General features: G+C 71.5%; 21 protein-coding genes. 8 read left to right on the top strand and 13 right to left on the bottom strand.

Going from position 1 to position 24,470, the window contains the following annotated elements; translation table 11 throughout:
- Nucleotides 1-178 precede the first annotated feature (178 nt).
- The gene (gene aroF / locus ACTOQ2_RS01165; RefSeq protein WP_440097765.1) at nucleotides 179-1,216 is read left to right on the top strand and encodes a 3-deoxy-7-phosphoheptulonate synthase; all 1,038 of its coding nucleotides are present in this window, start codon (nucleotides 179-181) and stop codon (nucleotides 1,214-1,216) included.
- Nucleotides 1,217-1,326: 110 nt separating this feature from the next.
- On the opposite strand, the gene thiI is transcribed toward aroF, so the two are convergent.
- From thiI to macS, 3 genes are all read right to left on the bottom strand, one after another.
- A complete protein-coding gene (gene thiI / locus ACTOQ2_RS01160) occupies nucleotides 1,327-2,529 on the bottom strand; it encodes a tRNA uracil 4-sulfurtransferase ThiI (RefSeq protein ID WP_440097764.1) in 1,203 nt (400 codons plus the stop codon).
- A gap of 147 nt (nucleotides 2,530-2,676) precedes the next feature.
- Nucleotides 2,677-3,306: a response regulator gene (locus ACTOQ2_RS01155; RefSeq protein ID WP_440065467.1), complete on the bottom strand. Its 630-nt coding sequence runs from the start codon at nucleotides 3,304-3,306 to the stop codon at nucleotides 2,677-2,679.
- Nucleotides 3,307-3,376: 70 nt separating this feature from the next.
- The gene (gene macS / locus ACTOQ2_RS01150; RefSeq protein ID WP_440097763.1) at nucleotides 3,377-4,486 is read right to left on the bottom strand and encodes a MacS family sensor histidine kinase; all 1,110 of its coding nucleotides are present in this window, start codon (nucleotides 4,484-4,486) and stop codon (nucleotides 3,377-3,379) included.
- 77 nt (nucleotides 4,487-4,563) lie between these two features.
- On the opposite strand from macS, the gene ACTOQ2_RS01145 reads away from it, so the two are divergent.
- On the top strand, nucleotides 4,564-5,421 hold the full coding sequence (locus ACTOQ2_RS01145; RefSeq protein ID WP_440097762.1) for an MHYT domain-containing protein: 858 nt from the start codon (nucleotides 4,564-4,566) through the stop codon (nucleotides 5,419-5,421).
- A 164-nt stretch (nucleotides 5,422-5,585) separates the two neighbouring features.
- Here the strand turns inward: ACTOQ2_RS01145 and ACTOQ2_RS01140 are convergent, their stop codons facing one another.
- Together ACTOQ2_RS01140 and ACTOQ2_RS01135 are read right to left on the bottom strand one after the other, a co-directional pair.
- Nucleotides 5,586-6,611: a 6-phosphofructokinase gene (locus tag ACTOQ2_RS01140; protein WP_362676568.1), complete on the bottom strand. Its 1,026-nt coding sequence runs from the start codon at nucleotides 6,609-6,611 to the stop codon at nucleotides 5,586-5,588.
- A gap of 288 nt (nucleotides 6,612-6,899) precedes the next feature.
- Complete coding sequence (locus tag ACTOQ2_RS01135) at nucleotides 6,900-7,916, bottom strand: lactonase family protein (RefSeq protein ID WP_440097761.1); 1,017 nt, start codon at nucleotides 7,914-7,916, stop codon at nucleotides 6,900-6,902.
- Between the two features lie 153 nt (nucleotides 7,917-8,069).
- Between ACTOQ2_RS01135 and ACTOQ2_RS01130 the strand changes: the two genes are divergently transcribed.
- The gene (locus tag ACTOQ2_RS01130; RefSeq protein ID WP_440097760.1) at nucleotides 8,070-8,990 is read left to right on the top strand and encodes a bifunctional helix-turn-helix transcriptional regulator/GNAT family N-acetyltransferase; all 921 of its coding nucleotides are present in this window, start codon (nucleotides 8,070-8,072) and stop codon (nucleotides 8,988-8,990) included.
- A 357-nt stretch (nucleotides 8,991-9,347) separates the two neighbouring features.
- Nucleotides 9,348-12,710, top strand: coding sequence for a P-loop NTPase fold protein (locus ACTOQ2_RS01125; RefSeq protein WP_440097759.1), 3,363 nt, complete (start codon nucleotides 9,348-9,350; stop codon nucleotides 12,708-12,710).
- Between the two features lie 2 nt (nucleotides 12,711-12,712).
- Here ACTOQ2_RS01125 and ACTOQ2_RS01120 read toward each other — a convergent pair whose 3' ends face one another.
- The 4 genes from ACTOQ2_RS01120 to ACTOQ2_RS01105 all read right to left on the bottom strand — a co-directional run bounded on the left by ACTOQ2_RS01120 (nucleotide 12,713) and on the right by ACTOQ2_RS01105 (nucleotide 16,104).
- Entirely contained in the window at nucleotides 12,713-14,173 is a 1,461-nt protein-coding gene (locus ACTOQ2_RS01120; RefSeq protein ID WP_440097758.1) for a hypothetical protein, read from the bottom strand.
- Nucleotides 14,174-14,435: 262 nt separating this feature from the next.
- Nucleotides 14,436-14,852 carry a nuclear transport factor 2 family protein gene (locus ACTOQ2_RS01115; protein ID WP_440097757.1) on the bottom strand — a complete coding sequence of 139 codons (417 nt, stop codon included), beginning with the start codon at nucleotides 14,850-14,852 and terminating at the stop codon, nucleotides 14,436-14,438.
- Nucleotides 14,853-14,958: 106 nt separating this feature from the next.
- Complete coding sequence (locus tag ACTOQ2_RS01110; RefSeq protein ID WP_440097756.1) at nucleotides 14,959-15,186, bottom strand: DUF397 domain-containing protein; 228 nt, start codon at nucleotides 15,184-15,186, stop codon at nucleotides 14,959-14,961.
- A gap of 180 nt (nucleotides 15,187-15,366) precedes the next feature.
- On the bottom strand, nucleotides 15,367-16,104 hold the full coding sequence (locus ACTOQ2_RS01105; protein WP_440097754.1) for a GntR family transcriptional regulator: 738 nt from the start codon (nucleotides 16,102-16,104) through the stop codon (nucleotides 15,367-15,369).
- Between the two features lie 215 nt (nucleotides 16,105-16,319).
- Here ACTOQ2_RS01105 and ACTOQ2_RS01100 point away from each other — a divergent pair, with 215 nt between their 5' ends.
- The 4 genes from ACTOQ2_RS01100 (at nucleotide 16,320) to ACTOQ2_RS01085 (ending at nucleotide 19,393) form a co-directional block, all read left to right on the top strand.
- On the top strand, nucleotides 16,320-16,718 hold the full coding sequence (locus ACTOQ2_RS01100; protein WP_440097753.1) for a hypothetical protein: 399 nt from the start codon (nucleotides 16,320-16,322) through the stop codon (nucleotides 16,716-16,718).
- Nucleotides 16,719-16,875: 157 nt separating this feature from the next.
- Nucleotides 16,876-17,355, top strand: coding sequence for a cation:proton antiporter regulatory subunit (locus ACTOQ2_RS01095; RefSeq protein WP_440065208.1), 480 nt, complete (start codon nucleotides 16,876-16,878; stop codon nucleotides 17,353-17,355).
- A 4-nt stretch (nucleotides 17,356-17,359) separates the two neighbouring features.
- A complete protein-coding gene (locus ACTOQ2_RS01090) occupies nucleotides 17,360-18,505 on the top strand; it encodes a cation:proton antiporter (RefSeq protein WP_440097752.1) in 1,146 nt (381 codons plus the stop codon).
- Nucleotides 18,506-18,649: 144 nt separating this feature from the next.
- Nucleotides 18,650-19,393: a matrixin family metalloprotease gene (locus ACTOQ2_RS01085; RefSeq protein ID WP_440097751.1), complete on the top strand. Its 744-nt coding sequence runs from the start codon at nucleotides 18,650-18,652 to the stop codon at nucleotides 19,391-19,393.
- Between the two features lie 61 nt (nucleotides 19,394-19,454).
- Here ACTOQ2_RS01085 and ACTOQ2_RS01080 read toward each other — a convergent pair whose 3' ends face one another.
- From ACTOQ2_RS01080 to ACTOQ2_RS01065, 4 genes are all read right to left on the bottom strand, one after another.
- Entirely contained in the window at nucleotides 19,455-19,976 is a 522-nt protein-coding gene (locus ACTOQ2_RS01080) for a hypothetical protein (protein ID WP_440097750.1), read from the bottom strand.
- A 337-nt stretch (nucleotides 19,977-20,313) separates the two neighbouring features.
- The gene (locus ACTOQ2_RS01075; protein ID WP_440097749.1) at nucleotides 20,314-21,027 is read right to left on the bottom strand and encodes a hypothetical protein; all 714 of its coding nucleotides are present in this window, start codon (nucleotides 21,025-21,027) and stop codon (nucleotides 20,314-20,316) included.
- A gap of 52 nt (nucleotides 21,028-21,079) precedes the next feature.
- Nucleotides 21,080-21,634 (bottom strand): DUF421 domain-containing protein, encoded by a 555-nt coding sequence (locus ACTOQ2_RS01070; RefSeq protein WP_440097748.1) that lies wholly within the window; start codon nucleotides 21,632-21,634, stop codon nucleotides 21,080-21,082.
- Nucleotides 21,635-21,823: 189 nt separating this feature from the next.
- The gene (locus ACTOQ2_RS01065) at nucleotides 21,824-24,262 is read right to left on the bottom strand and encodes a PEP/pyruvate-binding domain-containing protein (RefSeq protein WP_440097747.1); all 2,439 of its coding nucleotides are present in this window, start codon (nucleotides 24,260-24,262) and stop codon (nucleotides 21,824-21,826) included.
- Between the last annotated feature and the right edge of the window lie 208 nt (nucleotides 24,263-24,470).

Here is a 24,470-nt window from a genome sequence, read left to right as displayed (position 1 = left end):
GGACCGTTCGCCTCCAGATGCTGCGCTGACAGCCTGGCGAACAGAAGGCCCCGGGTCCGGTTTTCGGACTCGGGGCCTTCTGCTTTTCCCGGCCTTCGCCGAGAACGTCACAACCACGAGAACCATCGGGGCCCGCCGGGATCGGCCGGCACCGGCGGAGCGATCGAGAGGGAGAGAAATGGTCATCGTCATGGGCCCGGACGCCACGCGAGAGGACGTCGAGGCGATCGTGAAGATCATCAGCGCGGCGGGCGGCGAGGCGTTCGTCAGCCGGGGCGTGAGCCGCACGATCATCGGCCTGGTCGGCGACATCGCCCAGTTCGCCACCCTGGACCTGCGCGGGATGCCGGGGGTGGCCGACGTGATGCGGGTGAGCGCGCCGTACAAGCTGGTGAGCCGCGACAACCACCCCGAGCGGTCCACCGTGCGCGTCGGCGGCGTGCCGATCGGCCCGGACACGGTCACCCTGATCGCCGGGCCGTGCGCGGTGGAGACCCCTCAGCAGACCCTGGAGGCCGCCCTGATGGCGAAGGCGGCCGGGGCCTCCCTGCTGCGCGGCGGCGCCTACAAGCCCCGCACCTCCCCGTACGCCTTCCAGGGGCTCGGCGAGGCGGGCTTGCGCATCCTCGCCGACGTGCGCGAGCAGACCGGGCTTCCCGTCGTCACCGAGGTCGTCGACGCCGACGACGTGGAGCTGGTGGCCTCCTACGCCGACATGCTCCAGGTCGGCACCCGCAACGCGCAGAACTTCGCGCTGCTGCAGGCCGTCGGCGCCGCCGGCAAGCCGGTGATGCTCAAGCGCGGGATGAGCGCCACCATCGAGGAGTGGCTGATGGCCGCCGAGTACGTCGCCCAGCGCGGCAACCTCGACATCGTGCTGTGCGAGCGCGGCATCCGCACCTTCGAGACCGCCACCCGCAACACCCTGGACGTCTCGGCGGTGCCGCTCGCCCAGCGGCTGTCGCACCTGCCGGTGATCGTCGACCCGTCCCACTCCGGCGGCCACCGCGACCTGGTCCTGCCGCTCACCCGCGCGGCCATCGCGGCCGGCGCCGACGGCGTGATCATCGATGTCCACCCGCACCCCGAGCAGGCCCTCTGCGACGGCCCGCAGGCACTGGTCGACGGCGACCTGGACGAGCTCGCCCGGGTGATGGAGCACTTCCCGCCGCTGCTGGGCAAGGTCGCCGCCGGTGACCTCCTGGCCCCCGCCTGACGCCTCTCGGCCCCCTCGGCCCGTGACGTCCTCGGGAGCCTGCCCGGCGGGTGACCTCCCGGCCCCGGCCTGACGCCTCTCGCCCCTCCCCCCGGGCGTGCCCGGGGGGTTCAGGCGTCGAGCCTGTACTCCTGCAGGGACCCGGCCAGCTGGACGGCGAGCTCCTCGGCGTCGAGGCGGCGCTCGATCTTCTTCAGGTCGACGAGCTTCGCGGCGGTCTCGGCCCTGCGGGGGGCCAGGAGCGTGCAGCAGTCCTCGTCCGGCAGCTCGGAGATCGCCAGGGTGCCGATGCGGCGGGCCTCGGCCATGATCTCGGTCTTGTCGAGGCCGATGAGGGGACGCAGGATCGGCATGTCGACGGCGTCGTCCTGGGCGGTGATGTTCTGCAGGGTCTGCGAGGAGACCTGCCCCAGGGAGTCGCCGGTGACCAGGGCCCCGGCGCGCAGGCGGCGGGCGACCTCCTCGCCGGTCTTCAGCATCAGGCGCCGCTGGGTGATGATCGCCAGACGGTCCTGCCCGGAGGCCTTGATCGACTGCTGGGCCTTGCCGAAGGGGACGACCCACAGCCGGGACCCGCCCTGGAACTTGTCGAGCGCCCTGACCAGCGCGTACGCCTTGTAGATGGACTCCGAGGTGGTGAAGGGGATGCCGGAGAAGTGCAGGAAGTCGACCCGCAGGCCGCGGCGCATCATCCGGTAGGCGGCCACCGGGGAGTCGATGCCGCCGGACATCAGCACCAGGCCCCTGCCGCTGGTGCCGACCGGCAGCCCGCCCTGGCCCGGCTGCCCGCCGGTGAAGACGAACGCCTCGTCGCGGTCGACCTCGATGGAGACCACCAGCTCGGGGCGCTTCAGGTCGACCGGCAGGCCGTAGATGTCGTTGAGCTCGCCGCCGACCGAGCGGTCCAGCTGCATCGAGGTGAGCGGGAAGCGCTTGTCGCGGCGGCGGGAGCGGACCGCGAAGGAGACGCCGCGCCTGACGTCGTCGCGGTCGGCCAGCAACTCGATGGCGGCCTTGGTGATCGCCGAGGGGTCCTTCTCCACCCGCCAGGCGCGGTGCACCCAGACCAGGCCGGGGACGTACGAGACACGCTCGGCGACCGCGTCGGCGATCTCCGCGTCGCTGCCGTCCGGCAGGAAGAGCGCGATGACACCGTGGCGCTGCCGTACGTCGACCTTGACGCCGACGTCCTTCAGGGCGGCCTTGATGTTGGCCTGCAACCTGCGCTCGAAGAGCTCGCGGTTGTTGCCCTTGAGGACGACCTCGCCCAGTTTGAGCAGAACGCAGGGCTCGCCCAAGGCGGACATGGTCATGGTGCGACCTCCGGTGGAACGTCGAGGGGAACGGGGAGTCGGGGGACGTCAGGGAGACCCGGAGAACCCGGGGGTCCGGGTACCACGGTCAAGTCTCTCGCGTACTCACGCAAAGACAACGTCTCGACCTTGTCACTTTAGTCGCGCTTACGACTCGTCGAGGCCCTGCTCGATCGCGTAGCGGACCAGCTCCACCCGATTGTGGAGCTGGAGCTTGTTCAACGTGTTCTGGACGTGGTTCTGCACCGTCCGGTGGGAGAGCACGAGACGCTCAGCGATCTGCTTGTACGACAGGCCCTTGGCGACCAGGCGGAGCACCTCGGTCTCCCGCTCGGTCAGGCGCGGGGTCGTCTCGGGCGCGGGCCTGGCGGCCAGCCTGCGGTACTCCCCCAGGACGAGTCCCGCCAGGCCGGGGGTGAACACCGCGTCGCCCTCGGCGGTGCGCCTGACCGCGTCGAGGAACTCCTCCTTGCTCGCTGATTTCAGGAGATATCCGGACGCGCCTGCCTTGACGGCCTCCAGCACGTCCTCCTGCTCGCCGCTGGCCGACAGCATCAGCACCCGGGGCGGCGGCTCCGACGCGGCCAGCCTCCTGGCCACCTCGACCCCCGGCAGGTCGGGCAGCTGCAGGTCGAGCACGACCAGCTCGGGCCGGACCGCCGCGGCCACCCGGACCGCCTGCCGCCCCTCCCCGACCGTCGCCACGACCTCGTACCCGGCCTCGGCCAGATCCCTGGCCACCCCGTCCCTCCACATCGGGTGGTCGTCCACCACCATCACGCGCATTGGCCCACCTTAGGGCTGTTATGTCCCGCCCGGCCGGTCTTCCTCACCCTGCCGGTCTTTCTCACCCGGCCGGCACCGACATCTCGATCTCGGTGCCCCGGCCCGGGTCCGAGATCACGGTGACCGTGCCGCCGAGGTCGGCGATGCGGCCCCGGATGGACTGCGCGACACCCAGCCGCCCGTCGGCGGCGGCCTCCTCCAGGCGTCCGGGCGCGATGCCCGGCCCCTCGTCCCTGACGGTCACGGTGACCAGCCCGCCGTCGCCCTCGGCGAAGACCCAGGCGGGCGCCCGCGCCCCGCAGTGGCGAGCGACGTTGTCCAGGGCGGCCCCGACCGCGGCGGCCATCTCGGCCGCGGTGGCCGCGGGCAGGGTCAGCGGGGTCGCCGGGGCCGAGACGATCACCGTGGCCGAGCCGTACCTGTGCAGCAGGGCGCACAGGTCGGCGGTGCCGAGGGCGGACGTCTCGGGCCTGAGCCTGACCAGCTCGCGCAGCGCGGCCTCCTGCTCGCCCGCGAGCCTGCCCAGCTCGGCCGCCTCGCCGCCGATCTCCTGCCCGCGCCGCTGGACCAGCGCCAGCACCTGGAGCACCGAGTCGTGGATTCCCCTGGCGAGCCGCTCCCGCTCCCGCCCGGCCGCCTCCAGCTCGATCGCCTGCTGCATGCGCTCCTCGGCCTTCTTGGCCAGCCGGGCCACGTGCCCGACGACCACCCCGGCGAGGAAGAGCAGGACGGTTCCGTTGATCGGCAGCATCTCGAAGCCGCCCCCGGGGACGCCGTGCAGCCACAGATCGGCCAGCGAGACGATCAGCGCGGCCACCGCCCCCAGCCGCCGCCCACCGTACACTCCCCAGGCGAGCACCGCCCCGCCCATCCAGGTGCCGGTGATCGGCAGGCTACCCTGCTGGTAGGGGCCCTGCACGGCCGGAGTGGCGAGCAGGCAGCCCACCGTCACGAGCATGTCGGCGGCGAGCAGGGGCCGGCCGCGCAGCTCCCTGACGGAGTAGGCGAAGATCGTCGCCACGGTCCACAGTGCCATGACGCCGATCACCAGCCAGCCGGTCACCGGGTGGGCGTACCCTCCGGCGCGGACGAGCAGGACCGCCGCGTACCCGAGGGATGCGACGCGGAAAACCGCGACCGCTCGCCAGAACGGGTCCTCGATTCCCGTCATCGACCGCCCGCCCCTTTCTCCGGAAAGGCCGCGAGCTGCAATAATCCCCTGGTTTCCCTCTCACCAGAAACTGGAACATGTCCCACGTAGATCACTTCTCCTATGGCCTGCTCACCCCCGCGCTGGCCTACGTCATGTCGAGTGTCGGATGCATGCTCGGCCTCCTGCTCACCGCCAGGGCCCGCGCGGCGACGGGCGCGGCCCGCGTCCGCTGGCTGGCGGGCGGGGCGCTGTCCATCGGCGGCACCGGCATCTGGGTCATGCACTTCGTCGCCATGATGGGCTTCGCCGTCGGCGGTGGCCAGATCCGTTACGACGTGCCGTTGACGATCGGCTCGGCGGCCCTGGCGGTCGTCATCGTGGGCGCGGGCCTGTTCCTGGTCTCCTACCAGGGCGAGAGGCCGCTCTCCCTGCTGTCCGGCGGCGTGCTCACAGGCCTCGGCGTGGCGGGCATGCACTACATCGGGATGTTCGCGATGAACATGTCGGCGCAGGTCTCCTACGACCCGCCGCTGGTCGGGCTCTCGGTACTGATCGCGATCGCCGCGTCCACGGTGGCACTCTGGTTCACCCTGCGGGTCAGCGGCGCGCTCGCCACCGGCGGCGCCGCGCTGATCATGGCTCTGGCCGTCTGCGGCATGCACTACACCGGCATGTTCGCGCTCGAGGTGCGGCCCCTGATCTCGCTGACGCCGGTCGAGGGGGCCAGGGGCGTCGACTTCATGCTGCCCACGCTGGCCCTGGTGAGCCTGCTCACCCTCGGCCTGCTGCTGGCCGTCATCCTGGCGCCGTCGCAGCGGGAGATGGAGAGCGACGCCGCCCTGCTGGTCAGACTGGAGAGCCTCCGCGACGAGGACCACCTCCGGGAGCCGGTCGCCCCGCCGCCGGCTCCCGCGCGGAAGGGCCCGTCGCTGTTCGACTCGCAAGGGCGATGATGTACGGCTTGCGCCCCCGCTGGTGCCTGGTCAAGGCGCAAGCCGTACATGGAGGGGAATCGCGGGCGGCCGCCCTGTCGGGAGGCTAGGGGAGGCCGCTTGCAGAACACTTACCGGCGCACCCGGAGAGACGCCTCGGGGGCGGGCTCCGGGGGCGATCCGGCTCAGCCGAAGAAGACCTCGGCCTCCTCGTAGCGGCCGGCCGGCACGGTCTTCAGCTCCTTGGTGGCCTCGTCGAGGCCGACCCTGACGATGTCGGTGCCCTGCAGGGCGACCATCTTGCCGAAGTCACCCTCCTGCACCGCGTCGATGGCCTGCAGGCCGAACCGGGTGGCCAGCACCCGGTCGAAGGCCGTGGGGGTGCCGCCGCGCTGGATGTGGCCGAGCACGGTGGTGCGGGCCTCCTTGCCGGTGCGCTTCTCGATCTCCTTGGCGAGGTTCTCGCCGATGCCGCCGAGCCGCACGTGGCCGAAGGCGTCGAGCTCGCCCGCCTGCAGCGCCATCTGGCCCTCGACCGGGTGCGCCCCCTCGGCCACGACGATGATCGGCGCGTACCGCGTCTCGAAGCGGGACTCGACGTAGGCGCAGACCTTGTCGATGTCGAAGGGCTTCTCCGGGATGAGGATGACGTTGGCGCCACCCGCCATTCCGGCGTGCAGGGCGATCCAGCCCGCGTGACGGCCCATGACCTCGCAGATCAGCGCGCGGTGGTGGGACTCGGCGGTGGTGTGCAGGCGGTCGATCGCCTCGACGGCGATGTTGACGGCCGTGTCGAAGCCGAAGGTGTAGTCGGTCGCGTTGAGGTCGTTGTCGATCGTCTTGGGCACGCCGACGACCTTCACGCCCTTGTCGAAGAGCTGCTTGGCCACACCGAGGGTGTCCTCGCCGCCGATCGCGATCAGCGCGTCGACCCCGCCCTTCGCGAGGTTTTCCTTGATCTTCTCAACGCCGCCCTCGATCTTGATCGGGTTGGTCCTGGAAGAGCCAAGGATCGTTCCGCCACGCGGCAGGATTCCGCGTACGGCCTCGATGTCAAGCGGCATGGTGTCGCCCTCGAGGGGGCCGCGCCAGCCGTCGCGGAACCCGACGAACTCATGCCCGTGAACGCCCACTCCCTTGCGCACGACGGCGCGGATAACGGCGTTCAGGCCAGGGCAGTCGCCGCCCCCGGTGAGCACTCCGATACGCATGGCATCCTCCGGTAGTGAGTTCGATACAAGATGGCCAGACTAAGTGGCACGGTCGGACCGGCGACGGGTTTTCGCCACCGACGCAACGCATTCTGCCCGCAGATGCGCCCAGTGGTCTAGACCAAGGCGGGTAGTCCTCACATGTCCTTTCCCATGATCGACAGGTGAGCCGCCCGGCGGACCCGGCTCCCCGCGTCCGGCCGGGCGCGCGCGTCGAAGGCCCGGCACGGGCCCGGTGGAGGCATGCCGGAAGCGGGCCGGAGGCCCCGGGAGGCCCCCAGGGAAATGCTAGGGCAGGGGCAGCACGCAGGAGGGGGTGCCGACGGCGAAGACCTCCTCCACGGGCTGCGGCACGCCCCCCTTGAGCGGGAGCACGGCGACGCCGTCCGAGCGCCGGTTGGCCACGTACACGCGGTCGTCGGCGATGGCGAAATGCCGCGGCCAGACGCCGCCGCAGGGGACCTCCGCCACCGGCTCCAGCCCGGGACCCGCGAAGACCGAGATCGTGTCGGGTCCCCGGTTGGCGACGTAGACGAGGCCGCCGGAGACCTCCAGGTGCGAGGGCTGGTTGTGCCCGTCGATCCCGCTGGCCGGGACGGCGGCGACCTCGCGCCACTCCCCGCCGGAGACACCCGAGACGCCGGAGGCCTCGGAGCCGTCGAGGCCGTCGAGAGCATCGAGGCCGTCGGAGACCTCGTAGACGCGCACGGTGCCGTCCAGCTCCCCCGCCACGTACCAGTGGCCGTCCGACCAGGCCATGTGCCGGGGACCCATGCCGGACGCGAGCCGCACCGGACCCGCGGGGTGCGGGACCACCTCGTCCCCGACCAGGTAGCGGCGGACCTCGTCGGAGCCCAGGTCGCTCACGTACAGCACCCCGTCGGGGCCGAAGACCGCCTGGTGGGCGTGGGCGCCCTCGCGGTAGGGGAAGATCCACACGTCGGTCAGGAGGCCGGAGCCGTCGATGCCGTGCACGCTGACCGTGCCGTCGCCGTAGTTGGCCACCGCGAGGCGCGTGCCGGTGGGGTCCACCGCCAGGTGGCAGGGGGCCGATCCCTCACTGGGCCGCTGCGCGAGCGGGCTCAGCGTGCCGTCCCCGGCTCGGGCGAAGACGCAGACCGTGCCGCGCTCGCTCTCCCCCACCGCGTAGAGGACCGGGAGGGTGGGGTGGACGGCGAGGAAGGAGGGGCCGGAGGCCGCCGTCTCCCCGAGCCGCGCGAGGCTCCCCAGCTCGACCAGGGTGATCCCCGGCCCGGACCCGTTGGTGTCCGGGGTGTATCCGCCGATGTACGCGACCTCAGCCATCATGCTCCCGCCGTGGGCGCGGCACGCGCCGCCCCCGCTCATCATCCGTTCTCAGCCAAAGTGCGAAGTTAGCGCAGCGGGCCGCCGATCTCACAGGAGGTCACGTCGACAATTTCTTTGACTGCGTCAATGAATTGGTTGATGCTGTCAAGCATGGAGAGACACGTGGCGGACGTACGCGCCTTCAACCGCTTCTACACGAGGCTGATCGGCCTGCTCCATCAGGGCCTCCTGGACAGCCCCTACTCGCTGACCGAGATGAGGGTGCTGTTCGAGCTGGACCGGGCGGGCCGGATGGAGGTGAGCGACCTGCGGCGGCTGCTCGGGCTCGACGCCGGATACCTGAGCCGGATGCTCGGCAGGTTCGAAGGCGACGGCCTGGTGGTGCGCGAGCGGTCCGCCGCCGACGCGCGGCGGCAGGTGGTCGAGCTGACCGCCGAGGGCCGGACCAGGTTCGCGGCCTTCGACGAGCGCGCGGCGCAGGAGGTACGCGACCTGATGGCCGGGGTGACCGACGAGGACGGCGACCGGCTGGTCGCGAGCATGGCGACGATCAAAGAGATCTTCGGCCGGACGCCGAAGGCTGACCTGCCGTACGTCATCCGCCCGCCGCGTTCCGGCGACCTCGGCTGGGTGGTCTACCGGCACGGCACGCTCTACAGCCAGGAGCGGGGCTGGGGGATGGACTTCGAGGCGTTGGTGGCCAGGGTCGTGGCCGACTACGTGGACGGCCACGACCCCCGGCGCGAGGCGGCCTGGATCGCCGAGGTGGACGGCGAGCGCGCCGGATGCGTCTTCTGCGTGCGCAAGGACGACGAGACCGCGCAGCTGCGGATGCTGCTGGTCGAGCCGTCCGCGCGCGGCATGGGGATCGGCACCCGGCTCGTGGACGAGTGCGTGCGCTTCGCCAGGGCCGCCGGCTACCGGCGGATGGTGCTGTGGACCAGGGACGTCCTGCTGGACGCCAGGCGCATCTACAAAGCGGCGGGCTTCGAGCTGGTCGAGAAGGAGCGAGGCGGGGGCGGCCCGGGCGGCGGAGACTTCGTCGAGGAGATCTGGGCCCGCGACCTCTGAGACCGCCTCCTCCCCGACCCCTGTCGGAGCGGGCTGCCCCGATTCGCTCTTCGCCGGGCTGTGCGAGGAACTGACGGAGGTCGTCGGGGAGGCCGCGTCGCCCGGCAGACGAAGGGGCCGGTGATCTCGCGGGCGCCGCCGTGAGTGACGCGGCCATGAGTGACACCGCAGGTGATGCCGCGGGTGACACCGCCGTGAGTGACACCGCAGGTGGCGCCACCCCGGCTCCCCGCCGCAAACTTTACGGAAACCGGCGAGCAAACATCCGTCAAAACAGGTCGACCTATCGCCAAGATCGCCATCTGTCCCGTCCGACGCGTCCACAGTGGGATGACCGCCGTCAGATCGGGAGGACCGTTGAGCGAGGGACTCGCGTTCGCGAATCCAGTTTTCGAGACCACGCCCCACGTGGGCACCCGCCGAGCCCTCGTCTTCCTCGACTCCCCCGCGTCCGCGATCTCGCCACCGTCACCTGTCCCTTCCTCTCCCTCGCTCCCGCCCTCACCGGACGCGGGCACCTCCGCCACCGGGCCGTACGCCGCCCCGCCGGACGCGCGGCTGGCGAGCGCGCTGCGCGCCGAGGGGTTCACCGTCGAGGCCGAGACCAGCGAGGGGGCCGGCGCGGACGGCGAGCGCGTGTGGAACCTGCTGCGCTCGGCGCGGGAGGGCGACCTGCTGGTGATCCGGCTGCCCGCCGACGGCGGCTGGACCTCGGGACAGCTGGGATCGATGATCGGCGCGTTCGGGCGGCAGGTCGGCGAGTCGCTGGCGGCCGCCGTACTGATGATCGTCGACTTCGGCTGGAGCGCCCTGGACGGCTCCGCCGAACCGGTCAGGCAGCTCGCCGTGGCCGGGGAGCCGAGGGTGGCCGCGGCGGCCCTCACCCTCACGCTGAGGCTCGACGAGACGGTACCCGGCCCGGTGCGCACGCTGACCGACGTCATCGCGGAAGGCCTCACGACGCGGGCGGCCGACCTCGACGGGGACGGGACGATCAGCGTCGGGGACCTGCACGCCTACGCGCTCGCCCGCTATACGGCGGCCTCGGCCGCCCGCACGCCCATCCTGATCTCGTACGGGGCCGTCGCGGGGGTCGCCCTCACCCCGGCGAGGGACACCGCCGCCGTGCCGCACGCCGCCTTCGCCCGCGTCCTGGCACGGCTCGGCGACCACGCCCCGCCCGCCTGCGGGATCGAGATCGTCCGGCGGGTCTACGAGCTCCACCTGAGCGAGCCCGCCAGGGAGATCCTGCGCAGGGCGGCCCTCCTCGACGAGGACGAGCCGATCGACGAGATCCTCGGCGACGCCGCCGAGCTGAGGCACTGGGGTCTGCTGGGCGAGACGACCACGTTCGTCCACCCGGACGTGCGGACCTTCGGCCACTCGCGGCTGTCGGCGGCCGAGCGGGCGCAGACCTCGGCGCTGCTGCGCCGCCGCCGGGCCGGGCTGCGGACGGTACGGCCCAGGGCCAGGCTCACCGCCGACCGGTGGACCACCGAGGACCAGCTCGGGCACCGGGTCTACGCCGAGGCCATCGCCGCGTTCGTCCGCCACCCCGAGACCCGGCCCCCGCTCACGATCGGCGTCAAGGGCCCCTGGGGCGCGGGCAAGACCTCGCTGATGCGGATGATCCAGGACCTGCTGGACCCCGGGGCCGCCGGGGACGACCCCGCCCCGATCCACCTGCCCGGCTCCCGCGCGGAGAGGACGCTGACCAACGCCGAGGTGCTCGCCAGGACGGGACGGCGCCCCCGGGAGAGCTCCGGGCAGGCCGAGCCGGGCCCGCTCCCGCTGCGGCGGGCGGACTGGCGGCCCACGGTCTGGTTCAACCCGTGGATGTACCAGAGCGGCGAGCAGGTCTGGGCCGGGCTGGCCCACGAGATCATCACCCAGGTCACCCGGCGGCTGCCCCGCGCCGAGCGGGAACGGTTCTGGCTGGAGCTGAACCTGTCCAGGATCGACCGGGAGGCGGTCCGCAGGCGCGCCTACCACCTGGCGATGACCCGCCTGGCGCCGGTGGCCCTCGGCCTGGTCGCCACCGTCGTCCTCACCGGGGCGCTCCTGGCCGCCGCCGCGCTGCTGCCCGCGCTCGGCGCCTTCCTGGGGAACGCCGCCGCGGCCGTCGGCTCCGCCGGATCGGCGCTGGTGGTGGGGGCGGGCGCCGTACGGCTGGCGCGGTTCTTCGGTGAGTCGGCGGACAACGCGTTCCGCGGCCTGGTCACCCAACCCGACCTGCTCGGCCCCGGCGCGGCCGACGGGTTCGTCAACGAGGTCGCGACCGCCCCCGGGTACCGGTCCAGGACCGGCTTCCTGCACCTGGTGCAGACCGACATGCGGCAGGTCCTCGACCTCGTCGCCACCGGGGAGCGCCCGCTGGTGGTGTTCGTGGACGACCTGGACCGCTGCTCGCCGGGAACGGTGGCGCAGGTCATCGAGGCGATCAACCTCTTCCTCGCCGGGGAGTTCCCCAACTGCGTGTTCGTGCTGGCCATGGAACCGGAGGTGGTCGTGGCGCACGTCGAGGCGGCCTACCCGGAGCTGGCCGGGACGCTGCCGGGCGGCGGGCGGTCCGGCCTGGGCTGGCGGTTCCTGGAGAAGATCGTGCAGCTCCCGCTGAGCGTGCCGCTGCTGGACGACGCCGACCGGCTGCCCGCCTTCGTACGGGCCCTGCTGGGCGTGTCCGACCTGGCGCGGCCCGCGACCGTCCCCCCGGACGATCCCGGCGCGCACGCCGGTCCTGCCACCGCTCCCGCCGCTCCCGCGGGCACGGGTACCGCGTGGCCGCGGGACCCGGACACCACACGGACACCGAATCCGGCCGGACCGCGTCCGGCGGGTCCCCCAGCCGCCCTGGAACGGCTCGACCCGCCACCGGATCCGGCCGGGCCGCGTTCGCGCGGTCCCCTGCCTCCCGCACGGCCCTCCCCCCTCGGCGCGGTCACACCGGGCTCGCCCGGCACCGCCACGCCACCGGGAGCGGCCGTGCCGGGACTGCGGGCATCGGTGCCCAGGTTGCGAACCCCGCTGGAAATACCGGGGCTCGGGCTGCGGGCGACGATGGAACTGCAGGGATTCGGGCCGCGAACGCCGGCGGAGACCCCCGACCTCGGATCGCGGGCGGCGGAACCGCCGGACCCGGTCCAGGTGAGCCGGTTGCAGGACGCCATCTGGGCGCTGTGCCCGACCACGACGACCCTCGACGAGGCGGCGCGGCTGGCGCAGGACGCCCTGGGCATCGAGTGCTCCGACGCCGTCGGCGGGCTCTGCGCGGCGACCAGGGAGGCCGCCGACCGGGTCTTCGACGACCTCTACAGCGACGAGAACGCCTACCGGGCGATCGAGTTCGTGCTCCCGGCCCTGACGTTCTTCAACCCGCGCGAGATCAAGCGGTACGTGAACGTGTTCCGCTTCTACTCGTTCCTGACCTACCGCCGCGCCCTCGCCGGTGCGGCCCCCGCCTCGGACGGCGAGGTCGCCAAGCTCGCGGCTCTCGCCGTCCAGTGGCCGCACCTGCTGACGCTGCTGGCCGGGGAGACGGACGGGGCGAGCGTGCTGCGGCGGCTGGAGGAGGCCGCGAACGACGACGGGAGCTGGGAGCGGGCCGTCCACGACACCGGCCTCGTCGCCCACCACACCTCGGGCGGCACCCACCTGGACACCCTGCGCGACCTGCTCTCCGGACCGCACCCCATCGCCGGCCTGGCCCGCTATCTCCTCTGAGCTCAGGAGGACAGGGAGTCGCGGTAGATCCTGGGCTCCCGCGCCTTCCCCGGAAACACCATGATCAGGAGCTGGACGGTGCCGTCGGGGGCGTCGTGGTCCTCCTGCACGGCCCTACGCCCCCGGACATGGACCCGGACCCGGTAATCTCCCGGGCCACCGGCCGTGAGATCGGGGAGCCGGCTGCCCTCCCCGTCCACGATGGACAGGACCCCCGTCCTCGTCTCGTAACCGACCTCGACGACCTGTTCCCACCCCCTGGTCTCCACCGGCGGGCGGCGCCGGTACGCCTCGCCCGTCACGCAGGCGTGCCCGATCTCGTCCGCCGCCCAGATGTCCAGCGCGCCCGGCCCGCTTCCGACCAGGCCGGCGACCATGTCACCGGCCGGTCCGCCCTCGTTCCCCTCGTCCCAGGCGTTGATGTTCCAGAAGTCCGCCCACATGGTCGCGCGGGCCTGCCGCACCGGCCTGATCCTCGGCCGGTGGCGGGGATGGGCGGCGCAGCTCCTCTCCGCCGCCGCGACGAAGGCGTCGTTCTCCTCCTTCGCCCGCCGTTCCCTCTCCCGCTCCACCTCGGCTACCTGGGGACACAGCCTTCCCAGTGCCGTCACCAACGAGCCGCCACCCACTCCACCGATCGCCTCGGACACGGCGGGCGCGCGAACGTCCCCTCCGTTCCGTACGGCCAGGTCGCACAGGTGATCACCGTAGGCGAGAAGCTCACGGTCCGGCATGTCCGCCAGCTGGGGCACGCCCACCCCGAACGAGCCCTCCCGGATCTCACACAGGAACCCCTTCCTTCGTTCGTCCTCTGGTTCGCCGGGTCCCGAGGCGGTGCCGTCCCCGGATCCGGAGCAGTCGAGCGCTCGCGTGTCGCTCGCCCTCCCGGTGAAGGTGTCGGCCGCCGCGCCGAGGAGCATCACGACCACCAGCAGCCCAGCGATCACCGTATGGGCGAGAGGGCCTCTCGGGGGAAGCCCGTGGGCCCGAGCCGCGAGGAACACGAGAGCCACGGGAACCAGGTGGTAAAGGTTCGTGGTGACGTACCAGTCCATCGTTCCCGGCGGTCCCCACTGGCCCGCGCACCGGGAATCGCCGGCCACGTCGAACATGAACAGCAACGGGGACGGAAGATGGCGGACGATCACCACCACGGCGGCGGAGCGCGCCAGAATCCGGCCGAACCGGGGACACCCGGCCCGTTCGCTCAGAAACGCCGCTCCCCAGGCGAGAGCGATCAACGGCGTGGCCCCGAACCAGAGGAGAGGAAGATCCCAGACCGGCGCGAGCAGCCGGTTCACCTCGAAATCGAGCACCTGTCCCGCACAGACGTTGAACGCCTCCCGGACGACCACACCGCGGATCTCCGCGCCGGACAGCATCACCGTCGTCCCGGAATGGACCTCGGGAACCATCGCGGCCAGAATCGCCGTTCCCCAGAGAATGGATGATCGTTTCGGCACGAGATAGAACCCTATAGGCGAAATGCCGGGCAAATTTTGAAATGAGAGTCCCCGCCGGAACAGCGTGCGGTGCGATATCGACGCCCTCGGTCGGATCCACACACGGCCGTCGGAATCCGCGCCCCGGCCGGGCGCAAATCCGGGCGTCACCCGAATGGCGCATCTCCGGAGAACCACGGATTTCGGGAAAGATTGGTGTCCGACGGTCAGCGTGAGCCCGTTTCTCGAAACCGCGACGGAACGGGCTCCTTCGCCATCACATTCAGGCGCTAAGGGCCCGCGCGACCGTGAGGCTGTCCTCGTAGATGTGGAAGCGGGTGACGAGCCCGTCCTCGACGGTGAGGTGCAGCGCGAACGGTGAGGTGTACGCGGCCCCGCCGTCCCGCACCGTCTGCGCGATCTCCCCGAGCACGACGGCGTCCGCCCCGTCGACCAGGATCCGCGTCACCGACGTGCCGTTCAGTTCGGGCACGTGATGGGCCTCCAGCGACCGGAAGTGGTCCGCCACCTCGGCCCTGCCGGACCGGGGGCGAATCCACGGCACCGCCGGATGCCCCTCGGCGGGCCAGGCGAGCCGCCAGTCGACCGGCTCGGCGAACAACTCCGCCGTACGGTCGTGATCGCCCTCGGCCATCCGACGCAGCAGTTCTTCCACGATGTCACGGGTTTCATTACTCATGCCGCAAGCCTCCCAACTCCGGGCGCAGCCCGTCGATTACCACCGAGGTATGACGGGCCCGGAGAGACCGGGACAAGGCGGATCGCCTCGTTGTGAGCCGGTACGGTCAGCGGGCGGAAAAGTCGAATTCGCCGTCCTTGACGCCGCCGACGAACGCCTCCCACTCGGCCCGGGTGTAGACGATCACCTCGGCCTCGGGACGACGGCTGTGCCGCACGGCGACGCGCCCACTGCCATCAGCCAGCGGACCGGCCTCGACACACTGTCCGCCGCCGTCGGGGCTCCTGGTGCTGATGTGCCAGGCCACGCCCGCCAGTTCCTCAGGGTTGATCATCACGTACTCCTCCCTCTCGCTCGCTTGACACGGCCGACCGCTTTTTGAATGACGGTCGCGGACTCATCCGGTGTGCGAGCGGCGCTTCGCGGGGGATCGTACGCTCGCGCGAAGCTCGCGACACCGACCCCTCGGATCACACTTTTGTGAGCATCGGCGTCAGTGATGGAGGCCGAAAGACTATTCCAGGGCGTAGTCGGCCGAGAGCTCGCGACCGGGGCCGAGAAAGTCCACGGCGTACTCGGTCACCTCGTCGTGCTGATCCCAGTAGAGGTTCGTCATGGTGAGTGCCGGCAGACCGCTTTCCATGCCGAGCACCGAGGCGATGTCCTCGGGAACCGGCCTGATGGCGACGATGTCGCGCCGCCGGACGGCCCGTCGGCCCGCCCTGTCCTCGACCAGCCCGAACGTCATTCGCGGGAGCGGTTCCGCGATCAGCAGCTCGGGTATCACCTGGCCCAGCTCACCCGGAAGCCACGATGTGGACAGCGCCACGAGCCCTCTGTCGTCATAGTAGGCGCGACGGCGCTGGACAACGGCGATTCCCTCTTCGATCTCCAGCGCGTCCGCGACCACCTCGGGTGCCGGGACGAGACCGGCGCTCAAGATCTCGGCTCGTTCCCCCCGGCGGTAGCCGCTCCCGCTCGCCCGCAGCATTTGAAGACGATCGGAACCTGCTGTGATCTTCTTCGGCAGGTTGGCCAGGGTTCCGATCCCCGGAACCGACTCCGCGTAGCCTTCCGCCCGCAGCACGGCCGCGACCCGGGTGGCGGTCGCGGTGGACACCCCTTCGTCCCGCATTATCTCCCGCACCGACGGAATGCGGTCACCCGGCCGGATCTCCCCGCTGTCGATCCTGGCCTTGATCTGCGTGGCGATCCGCCGGTACGGAGCCATCGCCTGCGGGCTGTCAGCCATCATGGGACCCCTGTTCTAGTGCACTCTGAATCAGTCATTGACTTCACTGGTGCTCTAGAACACTATAGAGCTGCCGTGGACCAAAGAACAGACAGGCTGATTCGTGCTTGCACGAAGAGGTCCTGCGTGGCCTCCCCTCAAGGCCGAAGGATTGAGAACTCAACCGATGATGCGCCATACGCAGGACTGTCTCTCCGGGTAGTCCGCCGAAACGAATGCAAATCGAGCAGCCTTCACAGGCGCCAGGCAGGAAGAGAGCACTCGCCGTGGGACATTCCCTTGAGTTCGGCCAACCATCCGCCTGCCATGATTCGGGCGTCGGCGGACACCTCGCACGCGACACGGAGCCCGAACACGCCCGTGAAGAGACACGCATCCTGACGGATGAGCCACCACGCCTGTTCGCCCTGATCCAGAAGTACGGAGGGAACGACGAAGGAGTCATCACGGAGGTGGTGGCCTACGGGCTGACGTTGCCGGGCGGGACGGCGGCGACGTTCGGGGCGAACGGCCACGGATTCGGCCGGTGGACGAGCGCGCACAGCGCCGCGCGGCGGCTTCACTCCGACCTTGTCTGGCTCGGGGACGGCAACACGCGGAATCCCCCGCCGTAGCGCCCATGCGGCGCGATCACCATCTCCCCGCGTCCGGACCCCGGGAGGCCCTGAAAGCCGGGAACGTGTCGGGTTCCGGACGACGGCCGCGCGACGCAGACGCGACACGGACCCGTCCTCGCAGAGCGCCGGGGGTGCCCACCGTGATGATGAGCACATGGACGTCAACGAGGTGCTCCTGCCCGGTGTCGGGCTGCGGTACGAGTTCACCAACCACGAAGGGGACCTGATCGGCGTCGTCGCACGCCGTACGGGTGACTTCGAGGTGGTCGTCTACGGTGACGACGACCAGGACGAGGCCAGGCCGGTATTCCGGCTGAACGAGGAGGAGGCCGAGACCCTGGCCCAGATCCTGGGAGCGCCGCGCATCGCCGAGCGGTTCGCCGACCTGAGCAGGGAGGTGCCCGGGTTGAACTCGAGCAGGGTCGAGCTCCCGGCCTGTTCCGCCTACGCCGACCGGCCGCTGGGGCACACCAGGGCTCGAACCCGCACCGGCGTGTCGGTGGTGGCGATCGTCCGCGGGGAGGAGGTGATCGCCTCGCCGAGCCCGCAGGAGGTGCTGCGGGCCGGTGACGTCCTGGTGGTGATCGGGACCGACAGGGGTATCGCCGACGTGACCCGCATCCTGCGGGCCTGAGCGGGTGCACGTCTCCGTCGTCCTGCTGCTGGAGCTGGGCCTCATCCTGGTCGCGCTCAGTGTCCTCGGCGCGATGGCGCGCCGCCTGACCCTGTCACCGGTCCCGCTCTACCTGCTGACGGGGCTGGCGCTGGGCGAGGGAAGCATCCTGCCCGTACCCGCGGCGGGAGGGTTCCTGCGAGCGGGGGCGTCCATCGGGATCGTGCTGCTGCTCCTGGTGCTCGGCCTGGAGTTCTCCATCGGAGAGTTCACCGTCAGCCTGCGCCGCCACGTGCCCTCCGCCGCGGTCGACCTGGTGCTGAACGCCGCACCCGGCGCGGTGGCCGGCTGGCTGCTCGGCCTGGACGGCGTGAGCATCCTGGCGCTGGCCGGTGCGACGTACATCTCCTCTTCGGGGATCATCGCCCGGCTCCTGGGCGACCTGCGCCGGCTGGGCAACCGGGAGACCCCGGCCGTGCTGTCGGTGCTGGTCCTGGAGGACTTCGCGATGGCCGCCTACCTGCCGGTGCTGGCGGTGCTGGTCTCCGGCGGCACCTGGTGGCAGGCCGTACTCGGCGTGCTGGTCGCACTCGGCGCGGTGCTGGCCGCCTTCGCCACCTCCTACCGGTGGGGCCACCACGTCAGCCGGCTGGTGACGCATCCGGACGCCGAGCAGCTCATGCTCAGGCTGCTCGGCATCACCCTGGTGGTGGCGGCGCTGGCGGAGTACATCCACGCCTCCGCCGCGGTGGGCGCCTTCCTGGTCGGGCTCACCGTCACCGGTGAGACGGCCGAACGCGCCGGTGCCGTCCTCGCCCCGCTGCGCGACCTGTTCGCCGCGGTGTTCTTCGTGGCCATCGGCCTGTCCGTGGACATCGGCGAGCTGCCGCCGGTGCTGCCCGCCGCCCTGGCGCTGGCCGTGGTCACCGGCATGACCAAAGTCGTCACCGGCCGCTACGCCGCCTCCCGGGACGAGGTCGGAAGGCGCGGCCGGGCCCGCGCGGGGGCCGCGCTGATCGCCCGGGGCGAGTTCTCCATCGTCATCATCGGCCTGGCCGCGACCCAGCACCCCGTCCTGGCACCCCTGGTGACGGCCTACGTCTTCATCCTGGCGGTCGCGGGACCTCTCATCACCCGCTTCACCGGTACCCGCCCCGCGCGGGTGCGGTGACACGGCGGCCGGTGTCGATCGCACCGGCCCCATGGGCGGGGACGTGACTCGTGGGAAGGGCGGTGGACGTGGTGCGTGGCGGCGGTTGCCGCATCCGGAGCGCGGTACCGGGTAGGGGATGGAGCGGCGACGAGAGGGGGGCCGATGAAGGCGACGGTCGCGGCCGTACTGATGATCGGTGTGCTCTCCGGTTGCGTGGTCACCACCCAGGTGCCCGGCACGCCCCCGTCCGCGGAGGAATCCGGTGGGGGCCACGACCGGAAGGAGGGCGCGAAGGACGGCTACAGCTTCCTGCACATGCGGGACGACGGCGAGCCCGTGCGGTGGAGCACCTGCGAGCCCATCAGCTACGTCGTGCGGACGAAAGGGCGGCCGGAAGGGGGCGACCGGTTGCTGCGGGAGAGCCTCGGGCGCATCTCCGAAGCGACAGGACTCAAGTTCTCCTACCGGGGGAGCACCGACGAGGCGCCCGGTGACGGCAGGAAGGCCTACCAGCCGGACCGGTACGGCGACCGGTGGGCACCGGTGCTGATCGCTTACTCCGGCCCGGAGGAGTCCGCGCGCCTGCGCGGGCAGGCGGTCGGGTACGGCGGTCCCGTCTACGTCCGCGCTGGGAGAGGCGTCCCCCGGTATGTAAGCGGGACGGTGGTCTTCGACGCCGGCCAGATGACGTCAATGGGCGGGGACGACGCCATACGGGCCGTGATGCTGCACGAGCTGGCGCATCTGGTCGGTCTGGGGCATGTGGACGACCCCCGTCAGCTGATGAATCCGGTCCAGTACGGCCGGCGGGTGACTACGCTTCAGGAAGGAGACCTCGCCGGGCTCAAGGCCGTCGGAGACGGGCAGTGCTACAAGCGGGTAAAACCACGCGATATCGGGCGTTAAGCTGCCGGGCGGAAACCGCGCCCGTCGCCGAAGCTCCCGGTATCGAGGCCGGCGTCCTCCATCACGAGCCGGGTGACGGCCAGGGCGAGTACGTGGCCCGCCACTGTGAGGGCGGCAGGACGGGCACCTGCACCCGTACGGTCCCGGCGTCCTGGAACCGGAACGACACCGGAAGGTAGGTGCCGCTACGCAGGTCCCCGGTCGACCCGGTCAGTAACGCCTGCGGGTTCACGTCCCCGCCGACCGGCTGACGCACCGGAAGGTCCAGGCCGCCTCCGCGGACGCGAAAACCTTCGAATGTGGGCGACGCGCTGACGGAGACGAGCCGGTCCGGCTCGGTTCGCTGGTTCACCAGCGTCACGTAGAGGGGGACACCCGACCCGGGTGGCAGCGGCTCGCCCGCGGGACCACCGATGACGAAGGCGTTCCTCACGTACACGTCGTTGACGATCTCGTTGGCCCCCGTGTTCGGCGCGAACTCCTCCGTGGAGAATCCGGCGTCGCCCTCCTTGCCACAGGCGCATGCGGCCAGCAGCAGTACGGCCGCGCACAATGTACTGGTCGTGCTCCGCATGTTCTTCACCAACGATCTTCTACTCACGCCGCGTGCGGGCGAACAGCCGTGCCCGGAAGGTGCTGAGGGGCTTTCGCGTCCTCCGGAGGGGTGCCGGGCCGTCCCCTCGGCCGGATCGGCAGATCGCGATCCCCCGCCCGCGCGGGCCCGGACGCGGTCGATCGGCGCCTGGACGGCCTCGGCGGTCAGGTCGATGTCGGCGGGGCCGGGTGTCGATCGTTTCGCGCACCGGCATGGCGCGCTCCTTCCGGTGGCGGACGTCGTGTGAAGGGCCGGTACCCGTCGTCCGGTCGGATCACCGCATGCGAAGCGGATCGGTTTCGTCAAGCGGGGACATACCGGCACGTCATGGACGGGTGGTCTGGTCGGCCGGAGGCTCGTCGCCCGGACGTTCGCCGTCCTGCGGACCGGAGGGGTGGCGGCTGAGGAAGTAGGCGCCCATCGCGGCGGCGACGGAGGCGAAGACGACCACGGAGTAGACGGCCAGGAACACCTCGACGACGGCGGCCAGGGCCGTGGTCCTGACGGTGAGCGGTTCACCGGTGACGGTGCCCATGACGGCGTCGTGCAGCGCCAGGGCGTAGTCGTCGTATTCGGCGAACTCGTGCAGCACCTGGCTGGAGGCCAGTGCCACGATGGCGCTGAGCGCGGCCAGCCAGGTCATTCGGCCCGACAGCAGGCGCCCGGCCGAATGGCCGCCGCGCACGGCCGAGCCGAGCACGCCGCCGGCCCGGGCGAGCCGGAACAACCGCAGCAGCCGCAGGAACCGCAGGAACGGCACGAGCAGGAAGATCAACTGCCACCAGGTGCGGCGCAGGAACCGCAGCCGCGCCGGGGCCACGTACAATCTCAGCGCGTATTCGGCGGCGAACGTGGCCCACAGCAGCCAGCCCGCCGCGAAGAGGACATCGGCCAGCACGGGGTGGCGGGCGAGATTCTGCCCGAGCACGACCAGCAGGAACAGCAGGCCCAGGACGCTCATGAGACCGTCGAGGCGGTCGATCAGCCGCTCGGCCCAGGTCTGGCGGTCGTCGGCCGTTTCCTCGTCGCGGAGGTTCATACCGGCGCCGGGCCCGCTCCGGCGTGAAGTGGTGGCGCGGCCGGGGCAGAGGTCATCGGGACGGCCGGTGCCCGGAACCGGCGGAATCCCCCGGGCCGGCGAATCCGGTCAGACCGGCCAGGGCACTGCCCGCGCCGAGCTTCTGGCGGGAAATGACGCTGAAGCTGCCGTCGGTCTCCAGGACGACGGCGGCGACGTCCTCCAGCGCGCCGGAGCCGCCGGCACGGACCGCCTGGCGCACCTCGGAGGCGGTGACGCGCTGGCGGCGCATCGGTTGCTCCAGCAGCCGCCCGTCGCGCAGCACCACGGTCGGCTCGGACTTGATCAGCCGCCGCACCCGGGCCGAGCGGATCGCCAGCCAGGCGACGGCGAACTGCAGTGCCACCAGCAGGGCCAGTGCGAGCCCGCCCTCGGCGAGCGCGACATCGGACGAGAGCACCACGGTGGCCAGCGTGGAACCCAGCGCGACGGTGACCACCAGGTCGAAGGCGTTCATCTTCGCCAGGGTGCGCTTGCCCGACAGCCGCAGCACCGTCACCAGCACGGCGTACGCCACCACGGCGGCGACGACGGTCCGGATGATCCCGCTCCAGGAGTCGAATACCACGCCCGCCTCCTCCCCCGCCGGCCGTGTGGTCCTCCCCGGATTTACCCAGCGCGGACGGCTTCTACCTCGGTGACGGCCCGGCCCGTGCCCCTCCTGTTCGACCTCGGCGGCGCGGCTCGGTCACGGGGCGGGGACGCCGGTGCGTGTCCGATGGTCGTCCGAGGCCTGACGGCCCGAACGGCCGGGCCCTCAGCCGTCCTCCTCCACCCGAACCGTGCCCGCGGCCCCGTCGATCGTGATGAGCTGCCCTGTCCTGATCTCGTGCGTGGCGTTGCGGACGCAGATGACGGCCGGGATGCCGTACTCTCTGGCGACGGTGGGGCCGTGCGCCATCGGCGATCCGGTCTCGGTCACCAGCCCCGCCGTCGTCAGGAACAACGGGGTCCAGCCGGGATCCGTCGTGGGGGCCACGAGGATCTCGCCCGGCTCGATGTGCGCGCCGGCCGGATCGCGGATCACCCGCGCCCTGCCGGTCGCCCGGCCCGCGGCCCCCGCCATCCCGACCAGCACTCCGGCTTCCGCGGGCCCGGGCGGGACGAGTGTCTCCACGTCGGTCCCGTCGGACAGCAGGGCTCCCGGGACGGTGTGCCGCCGCAGTTCCCGCTCGTACTCGGCGCGGCGTGCCGCGACCAGGTCCCGGTGGTCGGCCCGGTCGTGTACGGCGGAGCGGGCCTCGGACAGATCGAGGAACATGATGTCGTCGGCGCGCTCCAGCAGGCCGCGACAGGCCAGGTCGCCTCCGATCAGCAGGAGCTGACGGCGGGCCGTCTGGATCACCGGCAGCCAGGCGAATTTCGCGATCTCCCGGAGCCCGGTGAGCTTGCGCGACCGGCGCATGAGGAAGATCGCGGGCCGGCCGCGTACCGATCTGCTGTGCCGCGCCCGCCGCGACAGTGTCTCGATCATCTTTTCCGCCCGCCGCGCGGCCTGTGCGAACCGCCGGTCGGGCGCCTGCTCGGGGTCGCCCACCCGGAGGTAGTTGGCGATCGTGGCGAACAGGGGGGCCGGGTCCTCCTCCCAACGGGGCATGCCGACGTCGATCTCGGCGGCGGCGCGCATGCCGTACCTGCCGAGGAAACCGGCCATCCCAATGTCGGGGAGTTCCCCCGCGCGGTACCTCGCGGCGAGTTCCTCCGGCGGGGTGGCGAGGAACAGGTCGCGGTGTCCGCGCGCGTTCACCGCGACCTGCCAGAGCGCGAGGTCCATCTCCGTGGTCACGTTGTGCGGCATCCCGCCCAGGACGATGTCCAGCTCGTCGGCGGTGGCGACACCTTCGAGCAGCGCGGACGGCGCGACACCGGCGATGATCCCGGCCGTCATCGGCCACACGAGCCCCATCATGTCGGGGCTCATGACCGCCCGGTGGGAGTCCTCGACCACCCAGCGGAGCCGCTCGGCCGACGTGGCCGGTTCGCTCGGCGGCACGGTCAGGCGCTTGATCTCCTCCACGGCGCGGTAGGCCCTGACCCGGGCGGCGTCCGGCCTGGCCAGGCTACGGGCGAGGCCGAAGACCGCACCGGGTGCCAGCCGCAGCGTGATCTTCACGGCGCTGCCGAGACGGAACGGCAGGCCGCCGCGCGGGGCGAACCGCGGATCGTCCAGCATGCGCTCGACGGCACCCTGCACCCGCGGCCCGTACACCTGCAGAGACGTCCCCAGCTGCTTCCGCATGGACCTGTTGCGGATGAAATCGGTCAGGTCGAAGTAGAGCCGCCCGCCGATGGGGACCAGCCGGGGCAGCGGATCACGCGGATCGACCGTGGCGCCCACGGCCTTGAACCACATGGCCGAGCCCGTCTTGAGCAGCGACACCCCCATCGGGGTGGTCGGCCGGAGCATTCCCTGGATGTGGCCGAACTCGAGGTAGAGCCGCATGTCGCCAGTGTCCGGCGGGGCGGGGAACAGGGTGGTGATCGGCCGGGACTGCAGCAGCCACAGCGTGCCGCCGGAATCGATCGCCCACTCGATGTCCTGCGGCGAGCCGAAGAGCTCCCGCAGCCGCCGCCCGGCCTCCCGCAGTTCTTCGAGCTGCCGCCCGCCGAGGCACCCGCCGCTGTCAGGTACGGCCGGCGGCGGGTGGCCGAGGACGTAGTGGTCGGGGACGACAGTGCCGTCGACGATGGCGGTCCCCAGCCCGGGGGCGGCGTCGACGACCGTCTCGGTGCGGCAGCCGGTGATCGGGTTGGCGGTGAACAGGACACCGGCGACCACTGGATCGATCATGCGCTGGACCACCACGGCCATGGCGGCGTCGTCGATGCCCGCCGCGGCGCGGTAGGCCACGGCACGTTCGGTGTACAGGGAGGCCCAGCACCTGCGGACCGCGTCGATGAGCGGGCCGGCGCCCTCGACGTTGAGGTAGGTGTCCTGCTGACCGGCGAAGCTGGCGTACGGCAGGTCCTCGGCGGTGGCGCTGGAGCGGACGGCCACGCGCCCGCCGCCGAGCCGTTCGTAGGCGTCGATCAGCTCGTCCTCCGGGAGATCACGGGACGTGTAGGCCTCGGTGGTCAGGCAGAAACCGTCCGGAACGCGCTCACCCGCCTTGATCATCCCACCTAGCCCGGCGGCCTTTCCGCCCACCAGGCCGGTCATGGAGGGATCGATCTCAGATAGGTGGATCAGTCTCATCCCGTATCCCCCTCGCGATCCCCCTCGCGGCCTTCGCGTAGGTCTCCATGGAATGGAGTATGAGCGCCCACCCTTCCTCTGTGAACCGGTTCCAGAGCGCCATCCGCGCGCCGACGCGGACATTGCGGACCCTCCGCAGGACCGCGGCGCCACCTTCGCCGACGCGGATCCCGCGGACGCGGCGGCCGGTCGTCCATCCCCTTCTCGG

This window comes from Streptosporangium sp. H16 (assembly GCF_051918855.1).
In the GTDB taxonomy this organism is placed as follows: Bacteria; Actinomycetota; Actinomycetes; order Streptosporangiales; family Streptosporangiaceae; genus Streptosporangium.
This window is presented reverse-complemented; position numbering and strand designations above follow the sequence as displayed.

What these genes read in the sequence shown, in the direction of transcription:
- aroF (WP_440097765.1), top strand. Translation starts at nt 179, where the DNA reads ATGGTCATCGTCATGGGCCCGGACGCCACGCGAGAGGACGTCGAGGCG.
- thiI (WP_440097764.1), bottom strand. Translation starts at nt 2,529, where the DNA reads ATGACCATGTCCGCCTTGGGCGAGCCCTGCGTTCTGCTCAAACTGGGC.
- ACTOQ2_RS01155 (WP_440065467.1), bottom strand. Translation starts at nt 3,306, where the DNA reads ATGGTGGTGGACGACCACCCGATGTGGAGGGACGGGGTGGCCAGGGAT.
- macS (WP_440097763.1), bottom strand. Translation starts at nt 4,486, where the DNA reads ATGACGGGAATCGAGGACCCGTTCTGGCGAGCGGTCGCGGTTTTCCGC.
- ACTOQ2_RS01145 (WP_440097762.1), top strand. Translation starts at nt 4,564, where the DNA reads ATGTCCCACGTAGATCACTTCTCCTATGGCCTGCTCACCCCCGCGCTG.
- ACTOQ2_RS01140 (WP_362676568.1), bottom strand. Translation starts at nt 6,611, where the DNA reads ATGCGTATCGGAGTGCTCACCGGGGGCGGCGACTGCCCTGGCCTGAAC.
- ACTOQ2_RS01135 (WP_440097761.1), bottom strand. Translation starts at nt 7,916, where the DNA reads ATGGCTGAGGTCGCGTACATCGGCGGATACACCCCGGACACCAACGGG.
- ACTOQ2_RS01130 (WP_440097760.1), top strand. Translation starts at nt 8,070, where the DNA reads ATGGAGAGACACGTGGCGGACGTACGCGCCTTCAACCGCTTCTACACG.
- ACTOQ2_RS01115 (WP_440097757.1), bottom strand. Translation starts at nt 14,852, where the DNA reads ATGAGTAATGAAACCCGTGACATCGTGGAAGAACTGCTGCGTCGGATG.
- ACTOQ2_RS01110 (WP_440097756.1), bottom strand. Translation starts at nt 15,186, where the DNA reads ATGATCAACCCTGAGGAACTGGCGGGCGTGGCCTGGCACATCAGCACC.
- ACTOQ2_RS01105 (WP_440097754.1), bottom strand. Translation starts at nt 16,104, where the DNA reads ATGGCTGACAGCCCGCAGGCGATGGCTCCGTACCGGCGGATCGCCACG.
- ACTOQ2_RS01100 (WP_440097753.1), top strand. Translation starts at nt 16,320, where the DNA reads ATGCAAATCGAGCAGCCTTCACAGGCGCCAGGCAGGAAGAGAGCACTC.
- ACTOQ2_RS01095 (WP_440065208.1), top strand. Translation starts at nt 16,876, where the DNA reads ATGGACGTCAACGAGGTGCTCCTGCCCGGTGTCGGGCTGCGGTACGAG.
- ACTOQ2_RS01085 (WP_440097751.1), top strand. Translation starts at nt 18,650, where the DNA reads ATGAAGGCGACGGTCGCGGCCGTACTGATGATCGGTGTGCTCTCCGGT.
- ACTOQ2_RS01075 (WP_440097749.1), bottom strand. Translation starts at nt 21,027, where the DNA reads ATGAACCTCCGCGACGAGGAAACGGCCGACGACCGCCAGACCTGGGCC.
- ACTOQ2_RS01065 (WP_440097747.1), bottom strand. Translation starts at nt 24,262, where the DNA reads ATGAGACTGATCCACCTATCTGAGATCGATCCCTCCATGACCGGCCTG.